The 15973-nt window shown below is 30.3% G+C and carries 16 protein-coding genes; 5 read left to right on the top strand and 11 right to left on the bottom strand.

What is annotated here, in order from left to right:
- Positions 1 to 10: 10 nt before the first annotated feature.
- A complete protein-coding gene (locus B6D18_RS10785) occupies positions 11 to 160 on the top strand; it encodes an IS3 family transposase (RefSeq protein ID WP_086364446.1) in 150 nt (49 codons plus the stop codon).
- Between the two features lie 80 nt (positions 161 to 240).
- Here B6D18_RS10785 and B6D18_RS10780 read toward each other — a convergent pair whose 3' ends face one another.
- Both B6D18_RS10780 and B6D18_RS10775 read right to left on the bottom strand, forming a co-directional pair.
- On the bottom strand, positions 241 to 765 hold the full coding sequence (locus tag B6D18_RS10780; RefSeq protein ID WP_086364445.1) for a low molecular weight protein arginine phosphatase: 525 nt from the start codon (positions 763 to 765) through the stop codon (positions 241 to 243).
- A gap of 348 nt (positions 766 to 1113) precedes the next feature.
- Positions 1114 to 1470 carry a MerR family transcriptional regulator gene (locus B6D18_RS10775; RefSeq protein ID WP_086364444.1) on the bottom strand — a complete coding sequence of 119 codons (357 nt, stop codon included), beginning with the start codon at positions 1468 to 1470 and terminating at the stop codon, positions 1114 to 1116.
- Between the two features lie 72 nt (positions 1471 to 1542).
- On the opposite strand from B6D18_RS10775, the gene B6D18_RS10770 reads away from it, so the two are divergent.
- Positions 1543 to 1914, top strand: coding sequence for an EthD domain-containing protein (locus B6D18_RS10770; protein WP_086364443.1), 372 nt, complete (start codon positions 1543 to 1545; stop codon positions 1912 to 1914).
- Between the two features lie 1101 nt (positions 1915 to 3015).
- Positions 3016 to 4599 (top strand): phosphoethanolamine transferase, encoded by a 1584-nt coding sequence (locus B6D18_RS10765; protein WP_086364442.1) that lies wholly within the window; start codon positions 3016 to 3018, stop codon positions 4597 to 4599.
- 84 nt (positions 4600 to 4683) lie between these two features.
- Here B6D18_RS10765 and guaA read toward each other — a convergent pair whose 3' ends face one another.
- The 3 genes from guaA to B6D18_RS10750 form a co-directional block, all read right to left on the bottom strand.
- Positions 4684 to 6267 (bottom strand): glutamine-hydrolyzing GMP synthase, encoded by a 1584-nt coding sequence (gene guaA / locus B6D18_RS10760; protein ID WP_086364441.1) that lies wholly within the window; start codon positions 6265 to 6267, stop codon positions 4684 to 4686.
- Between the two features lie 534 nt (positions 6268 to 6801).
- Positions 6802 to 8952, bottom strand: a complete 2151-nt coding sequence (gene pta / locus B6D18_RS10755; RefSeq protein ID WP_086364440.1) for a phosphate acetyltransferase — start codon at positions 8950 to 8952, stop codon at positions 6802 to 6804.
- A 69-nt stretch (positions 8953 to 9021) separates the two neighbouring features.
- Positions 9022 to 10227 (bottom strand): acetate kinase, encoded by a 1206-nt coding sequence (locus B6D18_RS10750; RefSeq protein ID WP_086320224.1) that lies wholly within the window; start codon positions 10225 to 10227, stop codon positions 9022 to 9024.
- Between the two features lie 193 nt (positions 10228 to 10420).
- On the opposite strand from B6D18_RS10750, the gene yfbV reads away from it, so the two are divergent.
- Together yfbV and priC are read left to right on the top strand one after the other, a co-directional pair.
- A complete protein-coding gene (yfbV, locus tag B6D18_RS10745) occupies positions 10421 to 10876 on the top strand; it encodes a terminus macrodomain insulation protein YfbV (protein WP_158092581.1) in 456 nt (151 codons plus the stop codon).
- A 10-nt stretch (positions 10877 to 10886) separates the two neighbouring features.
- The gene (priC, locus tag B6D18_RS10740; protein ID WP_158092580.1) at positions 10887 to 11393 is read left to right on the top strand and encodes a primosomal replication protein PriC; all 507 of its coding nucleotides are present in this window, start codon (positions 10887 to 10889) and stop codon (positions 11391 to 11393) included.
- A gap of 436 nt (positions 11394 to 11829) precedes the next feature.
- Here priC and B6D18_RS10735 read toward each other — a convergent pair whose 3' ends face one another.
- The 6 genes from B6D18_RS10735 to B6D18_RS10710 all read right to left on the bottom strand — a co-directional run bounded on the left by B6D18_RS10735 (position 11830) and on the right by B6D18_RS10710 (position 15586).
- Entirely contained in the window at positions 11830 to 12168 is a 339-nt protein-coding gene (locus B6D18_RS10735; protein WP_216818955.1) for a hypothetical protein, read from the bottom strand.
- Positions 12169 to 12358: 190 nt separating this feature from the next.
- On the bottom strand, positions 12359 to 12994 hold the full coding sequence (locus tag B6D18_RS10730) for a hypothetical protein (RefSeq protein ID WP_086364437.1): 636 nt from the start codon (positions 12992 to 12994) through the stop codon (positions 12359 to 12361).
- A gap of 178 nt (positions 12995 to 13172) precedes the next feature.
- Positions 13173 to 13337, bottom strand: coding sequence for a hypothetical protein (locus B6D18_RS12775; protein ID WP_216818954.1), 165 nt, complete (start codon positions 13335 to 13337; stop codon positions 13173 to 13175).
- A 402-nt stretch (positions 13338 to 13739) separates the two neighbouring features.
- Complete coding sequence (locus tag B6D18_RS10720) at positions 13740 to 14099, bottom strand: hypothetical protein (protein WP_086364436.1); 360 nt, start codon at positions 14097 to 14099, stop codon at positions 13740 to 13742.
- 496 nt (positions 14100 to 14595) lie between these two features.
- Complete coding sequence (locus tag B6D18_RS10715; RefSeq protein WP_086364435.1) at positions 14596 to 15102, bottom strand: hypothetical protein; 507 nt, start codon at positions 15100 to 15102, stop codon at positions 14596 to 14598.
- A 100-nt stretch (positions 15103 to 15202) separates the two neighbouring features.
- A complete protein-coding gene (locus B6D18_RS10710; protein WP_086364434.1) occupies positions 15203 to 15586 on the bottom strand; it encodes a DUF2750 domain-containing protein in 384 nt (127 codons plus the stop codon).
- Between the last annotated feature and the right edge of the window lie 387 nt (positions 15587 to 15973).

Raw genomic sequence — 15973 nt, 5'->3', positions numbered from 1 at the left:
AAAATCAGAAATGTATCATGGACAATGCTTTGAAGATGCAGATGAATTGATTGAAAAAATAGAAGAATATATAGAATACTACAACACCAAACGGATTAAAGCCAAATTAAAAGGCCTGACTCCGGTTAAATATCGAAATCAGGCCTTACAAGCCGCTTAATAAAAGTGTCCAACTTTATGGGGTCACTTCAATTATGCGGTTTTAAAAAAGAAAATTTATAAGAATATATTTAGATCAAATTATTTCTCTTTAGCAATTTTATCCAATGCCAGTGGTAAAAATTCATCTAATTGTTTTTCTACTTTGATATAAGCTGATAATGGTAATTTGTATGGGTCAGAAAGATCTTCATTTTTACCTGTGGCAAATTCAGATAATGTAAATACTTTACCTTTCGATTCTGGGAATTTATCCAAAATTTTATCTTTATGTTTTTGCGTCATTGTCAGTAAATATTCTGATTTATCGATATCCTCTTTGACTAATTGCGTTGCTTTATGTGAAGATATATCAATATTTCTATCTTTTAATACCTTAACTGTACCTTCTTCTGGCGTTAATTCACTTGGATCAACATTAACACCCCGTGATTGAACCTCAATATTGAGATTATGTTTGTTAACATAATCCTTAGCCAATGCTTCGGCCATAGGGCTACGGCCTGTGTTACCTGTACAAACAAAAGTAACAACATGATCGAATGCATAGCAAGAAACACTAAACAATGCCAATAAACCAACTAAATATTTTTTTAAATTAAACATGTTTTACCTTAATAATTAACTAAAAATTCGATTTTATAATAACAAAAATAACATAAAATTCTAATTTAGCTTTATTTCAATGTTTAGGTCTATAACATCCTATTTATTTCATTATTTAGATCATATTTAATCTGCAAAAATAAACAAGAATAACCACTGTCTAGCGATATAATAGGATTATTAAAAGAAAACTATTCATAATTTTTATCAATAACGTTGTAATTAAAATGATAAACAATAACCCTACTCTGCGGAGGATTAGCTTCTCCAATATCTTTTAATTTTAGGTAATATCCCATTTTAATTTTAGCATTTGACGATTGAAAGCCTATTTAAACAATCTTAATTTTACTTATTTTCATTATTTTCCTTTAACAAGGTTATTAAATGACTACGACTTTGTTGTAAAAGTTCAATTTGTTTATCAAGTTTTAAAAGTGTTTCACTCAAGCCATTTTTAAACTCCTTACAAAGAGAAAATTTGTTACTTTGATATTGCCAACAAGGAAGGATCTTACGTATAACTTTTAATGTTAATCCGGCACTATTTAACTTATAAATTAGCTTAACTCGCTCTATGTCATCTATTTCAAACTGACGATAACCAGAAACAGTACGTTTTGGAGACAACAATCCTGCCTCTTCATAATATCTAAGCATCCTTATACTAATTTGACTAAGTTTGGATAATTCACCAATTTTCATAACACATCCTATTGACTCTAACAGCTCTGTCATACTTTACCATATGGTTTTATTTATTAAAGGAGATATTAAATGATCAAATTAATTACGTTAGTTAAACGCAAAAAGACATTAAGTTATCAAGAATTTGATGATTATTGGCGTAACCATCATGCAACTTTAGTTAATTCACAAAAAGAAGCAATGGGAATTCTTCATTATGTCCAAAGTGTACCACTACAGGATAAAAAACCGGGAAATGCTATGCGCAATAGCAGAGGTGCACCTATTTTTGATTTTGATGGAATGGCTGAAATTTACTGGCAAAGTAAAGAAAAAATGTTAAGTATCAGAACTTCACCTGAAGCCAAAAGATCCATCCAATTATTATCAGATGATGAAAATCAGTTTGTCGATCACTCACAATCGCTAATCTGGTATGCAACAGAGCGAATAATCATCTAAATGTAAAATGAATGATTATTGTTAGCTGTACGTTTAGTTTAATAATTTTTTAAAATCTTACAATAAAAAAGCCATTCGATATGGAATGGCTTTTACAGCCTTAATATTTATTAGCTACCATTATAACTCTTACACGATTCATGTCGGACTGTATGTAAACCTATTTTAGTTCGGTAAGAAATGATTGGAATGCATCACCATCACTGTTTTGTATAAACATTAAATCAGAAGATGATATTTGCTTTAAAAAAGGAACATTTATATTGAAAATACAATTTAAAGTATTTTTCTTCAATATCTCTAGAGTACAAATTCATATTTAGTAAATTACTTTCAAAGAAATGTTCTTAGCCAAACATACATCTAAGCGGTTCATATAATATGATGCGTATATTTAAATCAATTTAACGTTTATAGCTATGTGATTTATATCCATACATTAAAAGTTTCATTGAACGGTAGAGTTAATAAACGATTTTTATGTTGTATCTAATATCCCATCAATACATAATTAGAATGAATAATAATATTACAAATTAATTTTAATTAGTAAAGAAAACTATATTGATTCCATCTAAAAACTTATGAAGTTATATACGATAATACTCCTTCGAATTGGAATGGCTAATAAATTGTTTAAAAGATATTTGCAATAAACCATTTATGTTACTGAGTTGAGTAAAAATAGATAATATTTATTATCATTTACTCTATTATATTAAATTTTAAAGGAATAATAAGACAAGAACATTGATATATTTAACTCAATCAACTCTGCATCAAAAAATAATTTATTTACATCTAAATCACAAATACCTTTAAAATAATATATAATTATTGTTATTAAAATTATTATGTTTAATATATCCCTTAAAAAGGGATAGAATCATCTGGCTTTAATAATGACTAATAATGAAATTTATTATAAAACATTTTTAATACACAAAAAGAAATCAGTGTTAAGAAGCGCTAGTTAGTAGGATATAAAAGAGCCAATAAATATTTCAAAATAATAGGAGGTATGAAAAAACTGCATTTAAAAAAATTAATATATAAAAAATATCTAGGAAAAATATTTTCATACAGGATTAGAATTGAATAATGACATTTAAAGCATCTCAAAATAAATTAATACATATAATTACCTTTTATACTTTAGCATTATTGATTACTGGTTTTATTACATTTGGAACTATAGGCCATATCAAACTTCGACATTTTATTTACAATTTTATTATTTTTATCGTATTTAGTTATTTTAATAAAATAAATAAATATCTATATATACCGTTACTGATAATCGTGACATTTTATTTTCCCATTGGTATAGATTATGGTATCCCCAATTCTCATTTAATTAGTTCGTTACTTTATACTAATGTGGATGAAGCTATTGGTTTTATGAATAATATTCCTTTATATTATTTTTTATTATCAATAATTACTATCTTTCTAATTATTTTGAATTATAGATTTTTATACAAAACTAATTATAGGATTAATAAAAAATTACTTTATTTATTATTAATTGCTTTACTATCAACAATGATTATAGATAAAGCAACACGAGCACGTTTTTTTAACTCATATTATCCATTTGGTTTTTATTATTCAACCTATTCAAACTTCAAATTAGCACAGAAAGAATATGAAGACTCTCTTAATTTTAAATCAGAATGGCAAATCAAAAAAATAAACGATACTGGATATAATAACTTTGTTTTAGTTATAGGAGAAAGCCTAAGAAAAGATTACCTTAGTGCTTATGGTTATCCTATTAAAACTTCCCCATTTTTAAATAATATAAATGGTACATTTCTAGATGGTTTAATTGCACCTTCTTATACTACTGCCGCCTCATTATCCAGGATGTTAACGCTAAACAATAGTATTGAAAATATTGAGATTAGAATTAATTATAAAGAAAATATTATCGATTTAGCCAATATAGCTGGATTTGAAACTTTTTGGCTTTCTAATCAAGGTAGATATGGTAGTAGTATTAATTGGAGTCCTCCTGCATCGGTCATTGGTAAAAGAAGCAAATACACTTATTTCTTACAAACTCATGAAAGTAATTCTAATCGTATAAGAGATCACCGTTTATTAGAACCTTTTAAAAATGTATTAAATAATAATGGAAACAAAAAGAAATTTATTATTTTACATTTAATGGGCTCTCATTTACCCGCCTGTGACCGTGTTGATAATATTGAGTCTTTTTTTAAAGGACACCCTAATGGAATACAATATGAATGTTATCTGCAATCAGTCAATGAAACTGATAAATTATTAAAAAGTTTATATACAGAATTAAAACTAAAAGAAACTAAATCAGGTGAAAAGTTCACATTAATGTTTTTTTCTGATCATGGACAAGGCCAAGATAATGAACGATTACGTCATAATGGTCATGTTAAACAAGGTTATGAGGTTCCTTTTGTTATTATTAATAGCGATGATACTATGCATAAAATGATAAAAGCTCAGCATAGTGGTATCAATATGGTATCTATCTTAGCTAATTGGTTAGGTGTAGAAACATATAATATTCCTAATAAATATAACATTTTTTCAGAAGAATCTGATTCTAATATTACAGTTTTAGGTAATACTAGTAATTTATCTAAAATAGTAAAATTTAAAGATTTAAAGGACGATAAAGTTATTAACCCATTACAATAATTTTTATAAATTTAAATTGGATCTAAGAAAGGCCTTGATAAAAAGGCCTTTTAAAGAAATACAAATGATTATTTATTATTAATTCTACTCCCACTCAATAGTCGCTGGCGGTTTGCCGCTGATGTCATATACAACTCGTGATATGCCATTAACTTCGTTGATGATACGGTTTGATACTCTTCCTAAAAAGTCGTAAGGAAGATGCGCCCAATGGGCAGTCATAAAGTCGATGGTTTCTACGGCACGTAACGAGACAACCCAATCATAGCGACGGCCATCACCCATAACACCAACCGAGCGTACCGGTAGGAATACGGTAAATGCTTGACTAACTTTGTGGTATAGTTCAGCTTTGTAAAGTTCTTCGATAAAGATAGCATCCGCTTGCCTTAATAAATCACAGTACTCTTTTTTCACTTCACCTAATACACGTACGCCTAAACCTGGTCCAGGGAATGGATGACGATATAGCATATCGTATGGTAAACCAAGTTCTAAACCAACTTTACGTACTTCATCTTTGAATAATTCACGTAATGGTTCAACTAAGCCCATTTTCATATCTTCTGGTAAACCACCAACATTATGATGAGATTTGATGACATGTGCTTTACCTGTGTCAGCGGCAGCTGATTCAATAACATCGGGATAAATAGTCCCTTGAGCAAGCCATTTTACATCTTTAAGTTTTGCGGCTTCTTCATCAAAAACTGCAACAAACTCTCGGCCAATTATTTTACGTTTAGCTTCAGGATCTGCTTCACCTTTTAATGCTGCCATAAAACGATCTTCAGCATTAACCGCGATAATATTTAAACCAAATTTATCACCAAACATGTCCATTACTTGCTGTGCTTCATTTAAACGTAATAAACCATGATCCACAAAAACACAGGTTAACTGATCGCCGATTGCTTGATGTAATAATAGTGCAGTAACCGAAGAGTCAACACCACCAGATAGGCCTAACAATACTTTATCTTGGCCAACTTTCTCTTTAATACGTGCCACTGCATCAGTAATAATTGAAGAAGGTGTCCACAATTTTTCACAATGACAAATATCGATAACAAAGCGTTGTAATAATTCAAATCCTTTAACGGTATGAGTAACTTCAGGATGAAACTGTACACCATAAAATTGTTTTTCATCATTTGCCATGATTGCAAATGGACAGGTTTCTGTTTGACCGATTAAATTAAATGTGTCTGGTAATGAGGTTACTTTATCACCATGGCTCATCCAAACATCAAGCTGATTAATACCTTGATCATTAATGCTATCTAAAATCCCGTCTGTTAATTTTGATTTTGCAACAATATCTACTTTAGCATAACCAAATTCACGTTGATTAGATGCAGTAACGACTCCGCCCTTACCTAACTGGATCGCCATTGTTTGCATACCATAGCAAATACCTAATACCGGCACTCCTGCATTAAATACATATTCAGGTGCACGAGGGCTATTTTGCTCGGTAGTACTTTCGGGACCACCCGATAAAATGATACCTTTAGGATTAAATTGTTTAATTTTTTCTTCCGAAACATCCCATGGCCAAAGTTCACAATAAACACCAATTTCACGAACTCGTCGAGCAATTAATTGAGTTACTTGTGAGCCAAAATCCAAAATTAATATACGCTGCTGGTGGATGTCTTTATTCATCAATCTTAATTCCTAAAATATGGGCTAATATAAAAATTGGTGGCTATTGTATCATCTAATTATTAAGCTTAAATAGCGTATAAACATTTTTTTTGTATATTCATACTATGACATAAAGATTTATAATCTTATTTTGTACATGAATATCTTGATCAAGATAAGAAAATAGCCGTTTGCAAAGTGAGGTATAAATTATTTAGCGTATTAAGAAAATTCATTGCGTTTTAACTTCAATAAAGGTCATTAAAAATCGAACTATATCGCAAAACTCATTTTTGTTACTTTGAAATTCTTTATTACTAATGCAAAAATAACTCGAATTTATCTGTAGATAATGATTTAAACAGATAGCAAATTAAAATTTATATAATTTATATCATATAAACTCTAAAGAGCTAAAAAACAGCCCCAAAAGTACTTTGTCATTTATTGAATTGCAATCAAAAAACAATATTTAAAAATAAGAGGATTGGTAAGAGAGATAAAAATGAGAGGTTATTAATAACCTCTCATAAATTGCAGTATAAATACTAACTATTTAGCAGCATTTTGTTCTTGTGCTGATTGAATAGCTGTTAATGCGATAGTATAAACAATATCATCGACTAATGCACCACGTGATAAGTCGTTCACAGGTTTACGCATACCTTGTAACATAGGACCAATTGAGACAAGATCCGCTGAACGTTGTACCGCTTTGTAAGTAGTGTTACCAGTATTTAAATCAGGGAAGATAAATACTGTTGCTTTACCAGCTACTTGTGAATTTGGTGCTTTAGATTTTGCCACATCAGGCATAACAGCAGCATCATATTGTAATGGACCATCAATCATTAGATCAGGGCGTTTTTCTTGTGCTATACGTGTTGCTTCTTTTACTTTCTCAACATCGGCACCTTGACCAGAACTACCGGTTGAGTAAGAGATCATTGCAACGCGTGGTTCAATACCAAAGGCAATTGCAGTATCAGCAGATTGGATAGCAATTTCCGCAAGCTCTTGCGCATTTGGATCTGGATTGATTGCACAGTCACCATAAATATAAACTTGATCAGGCATTAACATAAAGAATACTGATGAAACAAGTGAGCTTCCTGGTGCTGTTTTGATTAATTGTAACGGTGGACGAATTGTATTAGCCGTAGTGTGTACCGCACCTGAAACTAAACCATCAACTTCATTTGCTTCAAGCATCATTGTACCAAGTACTACATTATCCGCTAATTGCTCACGAGCAATGACTTCTGTCATACCTTTGTTTTTACGCAATTCGACTAAACGTGGTACATATTTTTCACGAATACTATCTGGATCAACAATTTCAACACCAGCGCCTAATGTAACACCTTGCGATGCAGCCACTTTACGAACTTCATCTGGATTACCAATCAGCACACATTTTGCAATGTTACGCTCGGCACAAATTGCAGCAGCTTTGATGGTTCTTGGTTCGTCACCTTCTGGTAATACCACCACTTTTTTCGCATTACGAGCAAGTTCAGTTAATTGATAGCGGAATGCTGGTGGAGATAAACGTCGAGCAGAATTTACAACTTCATTTAATGATTTAATCCAATTTGCATCAATATGGTCAGCAACAAAGTTTTGAGTATTATCCATACGCTCTTTGTCATCTACAGGGATTTCTAGATTAAATTGTTGTAAGTTAATTGAAGTTTGGAATGTATTTGTTTTAACCGTAAATACCGGTAAACCAGTATCAAATGCTGGTTGACATAATTTATACACTTTTTCATCAATATCGTAACCACCAGTTAGTAATACCCCACCAATGGCAACACCATTCATCGCGGCTAAACTAATAGTAACCAATACATCAGCACGATCTGCTGAAGTCACTAAAAGCGCATTAGGTTGCAGGTGATTGATGATATTTTGAACACTTCGAGAACAGAAAGAGATATGTTTAATTCGACGATTTTTAATTGCACCTTCATTAATAATTTTTGCGTCAAAATGTTTAGCAATATCAATTGCTCGACAAGCACTCAAATCAATATTCCAAGGAATACAGCCAAGGACTGGTAACGGGCTATGCTCACTTAACTCTTTAATAGTGATTTTTTTATTATCAAATTTTGGCGTATGATAAATTTCAGCTACATCAGGACGAGCAAGGTTTTGCTCTTCAACTGGAGCATTGACTTTATTAACAATGACACCAATAATCTTATCATTTTTAATGCCACCAAAATTAGAACGGGCAATTTCAATACGGTCTTTTAATTGCTCTGGGTTATCTTTACCCATATTTACAACAAAAATAATTTCAGCGCCAAGTGTTTTAGCAATGTTATTATTTAATTCATTAGCAAATGGATAATCAGTTGTTGGTACAATGCCTTCAACTAAAACAACATCAGCACCTTTGGTATTTTCAGCATACAGAGCGACAATTTCTTCCATTAATACATCTTGTTGATTTAAACCTAATAGGTTCTCAACATGACTCATTTTTAATGGTTTTAAAGTAGGAATGGATGTGTTTGAGCTAACTAAAGTAGTTGTATTGTCAGGGGCATCGCCGCCTGCTCTTGGTTGCGCAACAGGTTTAAATACATTTAAATTAATACCTTGACGCTCCATTGCTCGAATAACACCTAGACTTACACCTGTTAAACCAACATTAGTACCTGTTGGAATCAGCATAATGGTACGAGACATAATTTGTTTCCTCTTAATTCTTTATTAAATCCAAAAAACAAACCGCCTTATAGGCGGTTTTAAAAGCTTTTAAGCTGTTAAACGTGCAGCATCTTGAGCAATGACAAGTTCTTCATTGGTTGGAATTACCATCGCGATTGCTGAACCATCTTTAGTAATGGTACCGCCTTTACCAAAACGAGCCGCTAAGTTGCGTTCTTGATCAAGTTCAAAACCAAGTAAGCTTAATTTTTGTAAAGCCATACGACGAACTTCCTCTGCATTTTCACCGATACCACCAGTAAACACGATTGCATCAAGACGACCGTCTAATAACATTGCATAACCACCAATGTATTTTACTAAACGATGAACAAAAACATCTAAGGCATTTTTTGCATTTTCATCTTTTTCGTAATTTTCGGTTACATAACGACAGTCACTGCTAACACCCGTTAAACCTAGTAAACCAGATTTTTTGTTTAATAAATTGTTAATGTCAGCAACAGACATTTTTAAGTTGTCATGTAAGAAGAACATAATAGCAGGATCAATATCACCACTACGAGTACCCATAACTAAACCTTCAAGTGGCGTTAATCCCATTGAAGTTTCAACACATTTACCATTTTTAACTGCAGTAATAGAAGCACCATTACCTAAGTGACAAGTGATCACGTTAGTTTCTTCAACTGGTTTATTTAATAATTTAGCTGCTTCACGGCTAACATAATAATGGCTTGTACCATGAGCACCATAACGACGAATACCATGTTTAGTATATAATTCATTAGGGATTGCATATAAATATGCTTCTTTAGGCATTGTAGTATGGAATGCAGTATCAAATACTGCGACGTTTTTATCTTTTAAATGAGGAAAAGCAACATAAGCTTCACGAATACCAATTAAATGAGCTGGATTATGTAAAGGTGCGAAAGCCGCTGCTTCTTCAATTCCTTTTAATACTGAATCATCAATTACAACTGATTGGGTATATTTCTCACCGCCATGAACAATACGGTGTCCAATTGATTTAATACTATCCAATAATTCTGGTTTTTGTGGAAAAATACTGTTAACAATAAAACGGATTGCTTCGCTATGCGCTGCACCAGCACCTAAAGAAGCTTCTTTCTTTTCACCATCTAATTTCCATTTAATACGAGCATCAGGAAGGTGAAAACATTCAGCTAAGCCAGATAAAAATTCATCACCATTTTCAGGGTTTATGATTGCAAATTTTAAAGATGAACTTCCACAATTCAGAACAAGAGCGTTATTACTTGATGACATAGTAATTCCTATAAATTGAATAAAAAGATATATACCAATCAAAATTGGTAACTCTACACATGATTAAATAATCAATGTGATATACAAGGCGACTTCTGATATCTTGGTTTTTAAGATAAAATAAAGAGAGCCCCCAATTTGAATGACACTATTTTAAGACATTAAAATGTGAATGTCGAGGAATCCAAATCAGATGAATTTAGTTAAAAAATTTAAGGCAGGTCAAACATATATGGATCTTTGCCCCAAAGATAAGGCGCTTTCATATTCATTTCCGGAATTAAAAATTATTAACCACATAAAAACCGCAAAAAAAATATTACCACCAATCATTATTGGCTTAATTGTTTGGCAATATTATCTACCGGCACAATTAGCGGTAACTATTGTTACCATTCTATTTGCCTTGAGCTTACCTATTCAAGGAATATTATGGTTAGGCTATCGTTCTCAATCACCACTACCACTATATTTGGTTGATAGTTATAACCGAATTAAATCACAACTAATCGAAAAAAAAATAATCAGTCCAAACCGAAATCCTAATGAAAAATTAACGTTTGAAGCACTAATGAAGTTGATGAATCTATCTAAAATTCATCTAGGCAACTATTTTGGACAAGATGATGATACATCTAACCAACCATGAAGATATATCTATGCAGAATTTTTTGGAAAAATTAAAAGAACAGATCAATCAACTTGAGCAACAGATCAACCTATCTGATCAACCCGCTTATCAGGAACACTATTTTGATGAACATCTGTTTAATAGCAGTAAGATTGAGGTCGATTTTCAATTTTATATCGATAAGATAAAGCTTACTTATCATTCTCTCTGTGATGCAGCTTTAACCGAAAAAATGAGTCAAATTGAATTCTTATCGGAAAAACTTATTGACCAAATTACTGCACTAAGTCGTGAGCTTGCTACTGTACATTTACGCAAGCAACCAACAAGTTATGTAATTCAAGAAACCGTTGCAGAAAAACATTCCAGACATTTAGATTATCTGCGACGATTGCAAGAGATGAAATATGAATTAGAACTATCGCCTGAGGCTATTGATTATACAAAAATAGCAGCATTAGATAATCGGATATATCGTTGTGGACAAGCAATAAAAAAGATTGAGTTAGATATGGAAAATGAGGTCTTCGATTAAAGTCGAATTATTTTATCAATGCAAATTTGAGATATTAACTGTGACCATTACTGCATGTTGGTGGCATATTGATTATTTATCTAAATCATGCTCGTTTATAACCGATATAACAATATATACAAACCAAATATACAAACTAAAACTTTTTAAATTAAAATTAGGAATACATCATTTTGGTAAAAAATTAAACATGATAGCTATTATTTTACTATTTTAATAAAAATAAAAATCTATTTATTAAACAAATAATTTCCTAACAGATAAAATAACCGCTATTAATTGATAATTTAAAGAAAAGTGAGTAGATATTATTAAATACCCCCCTCATAGCTAGTTATCGTAAATGATTACGAATCAAATAGATAAAAAGATGTTATTTCCTCAAATTAACTAAATGATAAAATAAGAAAAATCCTTCATATTTACTAAGTTAATTTTATACTTTAAGTACACTAATAAATAATTCGTGTAGCTTACGACTAAATTCCGAATTTTCCAATTCCTCTGGTAGAACTAGAACATAGTAGTATAAGTCTTTAAGATGTAGATTAATATTGTAAGGTTCGAAATTCGTTTCCCTTTCAAATTCAATCAAAGTTGCAACCGCGTTCAATGAAACTTTTTTAGCTTCTATCGTTACACAGCCTTCACCTTGCATATCAATGTTATAACCATTCTCATAGTGATATTCAAGCATTTCATTATTCTTATAACTAAATAACCACTCGTCTCCCATCCAAGGGTTATAATAACTTTTGTAGTTAATAGCTATCATTTTTTTTCTCCATTCGGAGAAAACAACATTTATAGGTTTAGTTGAATAAAAAGAGTTCCAAGAACCAGTCCACTCAATAAATAACCCCAAAAATATTTCTTTTATTCAAAATATGTGAGTAAACATTATAAATCAGAAGATAAAAACACCCAAATTAATGTACAAACATCAAAGAAATAGTATCGATTTTTTATAGATATATCTCTAAGAGTTTTTTATCAAATAATTTGTTGCCTAATATTCTTTTTCTTTTACTAAATATCAACTCCATCTCTTTATCTGTTAAAAACCTATTATGTTTTTTGCTTAGGTATAAAATTGTCAAAAAAGGATAAGCATAATAGTTTGGGAATAATATGATATCTTTTATCGTTTCAGGCTTTAACTCAATAAGATTGATAGCTCTTGGCAAATAAATATCTCTCACCTTAGTAAAAATCCATTCACAAGTTTTTTTTCTTTCTTCTTCATTTCTGGGTAAATCTACAGTACCACCCAAATTAGGAGCGAATGATTTAAAACCAATCTCCATTGAAGTATTCATTGCATAAACGACACCTTCGGGGTTATTTGATCTATATGGTGGATTTATTTTATTAAAAAAAACAATTAATTCTGGAGAATCAACACTTGTACTGAGACAGTACCCCTGAGCATTATTTAAAAATCTGAAACCTATACGGCCACTTGCTTGATTAATTTTTGTTTTTTTTATAGATATTTCCGTTTTTAAACATTTGATATTTGGGCTATATATGATGTTTTCCTTTAAATAATTATACAATTCAAATTCAAACAATTTTCTTAATTCAGCTGTCACCGACATTTTTGCTCCTTAAAACATCATACATGAATACTTATATTATAGTAGCTAACTCATATATCTTTATCTCACATAATATATTGATTTTTTAGCCACCTATCTTTATTAATCTCATTAACAATAATTTTATAACTATCCTGTTTTATAAATTAAAAATTTTATCTGTTTAATTTATACGTTATTAATCTTCTAAAATACTTAAAGCCATTTCAGTAGCGCCCTTAATATCAATATCATTCGATTTTAGTGATATATTAAGGCCTTTCCTTAATCTTTCGTCGCGAAAAGCAGCTGCTACTTGAGTAGTCCAGTACCTAACACTATCAGCAATAGTTTCATCTTCCAAAACTTTTTTTATTTCATTTTGTCATTATTTTCTTCACGTAGATATAAGAACTCTTCCACTCGTTGATAAACTTCCCATCCATCTTCTTTTCCATGAGGGCGTAAAAAAGTTGAATGGCATCATGGTCGAGGGTGTTAATAAAAAATTTTCTGACATCATCAAGTTTCTCGATTAAATCCTGTGTTAACAGATCATCTGAAGGCATTGGTTGATGCTATGAAAGAAATTCAAATGTTTATAAAATCTATTTTTCGTACTTCTTGCTTCATCCTCCAATCAAACATACAGTAAGGAATAAACATAAATGATTATCAATACGATGATTTAATTGAATTAGAATCTAGATGGAAATAATTAAATAGTCATTATAATGACTAAGGTGAGTAGCTAAGTATGATCCAATTATAAAATAATTTTTTGAGTTATTTCCCTAATTTGCGAATAATATGCTGATACATCTCTGGCTTTGAAATCTTTACCGTAATTACTAATTGTAAAGAAATCATGTTCAACAAAATGAGTAAATAATAAAAAAAGTGTATGTTCGAAAATAACGAATAGACCTTTAATCACATCATTATAGTTATCAGTTTTACCAAATTCACCATACGCTTTTGCCAAACTATCACAAATATTTAACAATATTGAAAATTTTTCTTTATCAAAATAAGAATTTTCATGCAGTTGATATAAAAATGTCTGACTATCTTTCGCTTGAAATTCATTCAAAATATATTTCTCAAGCTTTATCCGTGTATCCATATTGCTTTTCTTACCGATATTAAATGATAAAAATTAATTTTATTTTCCGGCATTTAAATTATTTAAATTAATAATACATAATATTTATAAATAAATGCATCATATATTTTTTCACATTTCAAATCGTTTATTATATTCATTTGAATATTCAGTATCGACTATGAGTTTGCAGTAGCATTTATATAATTTAAATACCTATGAATTAGTAATAACATATCCTTAAGAGCTAAACAAACAATATATAAATTTACAACACGCTTATTATCAATAATATACCGTCGCCAATTTGTCGGTATTTGACATGGAAAATGGCTGTTCTGTAAATAGAATCATTTGATAGCTTTGATTATTATACACTTCAATGTGTTGCAAAGTTCATAGTTGATAATTTGATTATGGTTGCTTGCAATGCGGTCAAATAAGGTTAGTGACAATATTAAATTTACCTGATTAAAATCACATTTTAATAAAATATAAATTTCAGTTAACTTTTTATTTAATATAGGTTTGAATACGAGCGTGGTTCAATATTGCGCTTGCCGAGTTTGTCTACCTTTTCTAAAATTAGATCATAACAATAGAAAATATCATCGTTTTGTTTTAAATGTACTCCTTCTAAACAAACCCTATATATCCCTTTAGGAATATTAGAATTATGCCAACCAGTATATTTTTCCCATTGCCAAAAAACTGCCATATCGGCAATATATAAACTACCTGTTACATTAAGAAAAAAATATTTATCACTGAATATAACATTTCGATTGTCATTACTAGGAATTTCATTTAAAAATAATCTAACTATATACCCACCATCATCAATACCCATGATAGGTAACGCAATACCCAGATCTAAAACAGAATCTCCTTTATCTGTAGTTGTAAATTGTTGAAGTATATTTTCTCCATCATTTATTTTTCCATCAAAAGGACCCAGTATCCCAGGATAATCAAAAATAATTATGCCATTAAAATCAACATCAACATCTATAGTTTTAATCACATTTACTTACTTCCTGCTTTTCTATTATTTTTGCTATTTGTTCATTTTACTTGGTGCATTATAAATTTATAAAATCACACTAATAGATTTTATACACAAATTACTCATATTGTTCTAATTCGTTTTCTATTAGCGCTTTTAATTGCAAAGGAGAAATGATAATACTCTCTTTTTCCTTTACAGGAAAAACGACTATATCAATTTTATCTTTTGCTAATCCATTTATCCATTTGTCTAAAAAATAATATAAATCCATTTTTTTAGCAAAATAGTCATATTTATGAGTTATATTGTATTCATTAACAAATTCTTTTTCAGGCCAAAAAGGTGTTATTCTTCTACCATTTTCATCAGATAATAGTAACCAGCCATTATCTCCATAACTGCTCCAAATTAATTCAAAATCTGCTACTTTTCTAATTAAGTATTCAAGTCTTTTATGCGAATCGAGTGATTGTACATTTAATAATTTTAGATTATTCATATTCTCTGCCCTAATAGAAATTCAGCCACCTCTGATTTTGTTGGATCAAGATGCATTCTTGTTTTTAGTACTGTTTGTCTCGCAATGAGTATGGACATACTATTAACATTTTACCCATCTTATATAATTCTTTAGATATGAACATTTAATTTGACCGGCGCTGATAAATGAAATCAAAGTAAAAAGTTTTACTTGTGTCAAAAAAAGCCTGAATAATGAAATTCAAGCTTATAAGGCAGATTATTACAAAATTTATTACTATCTTTATATTGATATCAAAATTTAAATATTCCTATATACTTAAGACCATTATAATTTTCTTTATAAGGTTTTTTAAGTACCGCTTCACTTGCTTTATACCAAACTAAAGCATTTGCTTTGGTTATG

It is taken from the genome of Gilliamella sp. A7 (assembly GCF_002142015.1).
GTDB lineage: Bacteria > Pseudomonadota > Gammaproteobacteria > Enterobacterales > Orbaceae > Gilliamella > Gilliamella apis_A.
Note: the sequence above shows the minus strand (reverse complement) of the source record. Positions and strands in the feature narration are given on the sequence as shown.

Excerpts from the sequence above, each read along its gene's own strand:
- B6D18_RS10785 (WP_086364446.1), top strand. The coding sequence starts at position 11 with ATGTATCATGGACAATGCTTTGAAGATGCAGATGAATTGATTGAAAAA.
- B6D18_RS10780 (WP_086364445.1), bottom strand. The coding sequence starts at position 765 with ATGTTTAATTTAAAAAAATATTTAGTTGGTTTATTGGCATTGTTTAGT.
- B6D18_RS10775 (WP_086364444.1), bottom strand. The coding sequence starts at position 1,470 with ATGAAAATTGGTGAATTATCCAAACTTAGTCAAATTAGTATAAGGATG.
- B6D18_RS10770 (WP_086364443.1), top strand. The coding sequence starts at position 1,543 with ATGATCAAATTAATTACGTTAGTTAAACGCAAAAAGACATTAAGTTAT.
- B6D18_RS10765 (WP_086364442.1), top strand. The coding sequence starts at position 3,016 with ATGACATTTAAAGCATCTCAAAATAAATTAATACATATAATTACCTTT.
- guaA (WP_086364441.1), bottom strand. The coding sequence starts at position 6,267 with ATGAATAAAGACATCCACCAGCAGCGTATATTAATTTTGGATTTTGGC.
- pta (WP_086364440.1), bottom strand. The coding sequence starts at position 8,952 with ATGTCTCGTACCATTATGCTGATTCCAACAGGTACTAATGTTGGTTTA.
- B6D18_RS10750 (WP_086320224.1), bottom strand. The coding sequence starts at position 10,227 with ATGTCATCAAGTAATAACGCTCTTGTTCTGAATTGTGGAAGTTCATCT.
- yfbV (WP_158092581.1), top strand. The coding sequence starts at position 10,421 with ATGAATTTAGTTAAAAAATTTAAGGCAGGTCAAACATATATGGATCTT.
- priC (WP_158092580.1), top strand. The coding sequence starts at position 10,887 with ATGCAGAATTTTTTGGAAAAATTAAAAGAACAGATCAATCAACTTGAG.
- B6D18_RS10735 (WP_216818955.1), bottom strand. The coding sequence starts at position 12,168 with ATGATAGCTATTAACTACAAAAGTTATTATAACCCTTGGATGGGAGAC.
- B6D18_RS10730 (WP_086364437.1), bottom strand. The coding sequence starts at position 12,994 with ATGTCGGTGACAGCTGAATTAAGAAAATTGTTTGAATTTGAATTGTAT.
- B6D18_RS10720 (WP_086364436.1), bottom strand. The coding sequence starts at position 14,099 with ATGGATACACGGATAAAGCTTGAGAAATATATTTTGAATGAATTTCAA.
- B6D18_RS10710 (WP_086364434.1), bottom strand. The coding sequence starts at position 15,586 with ATGAATAATCTAAAATTATTAAATGTACAATCACTCGATTCGCATAAA.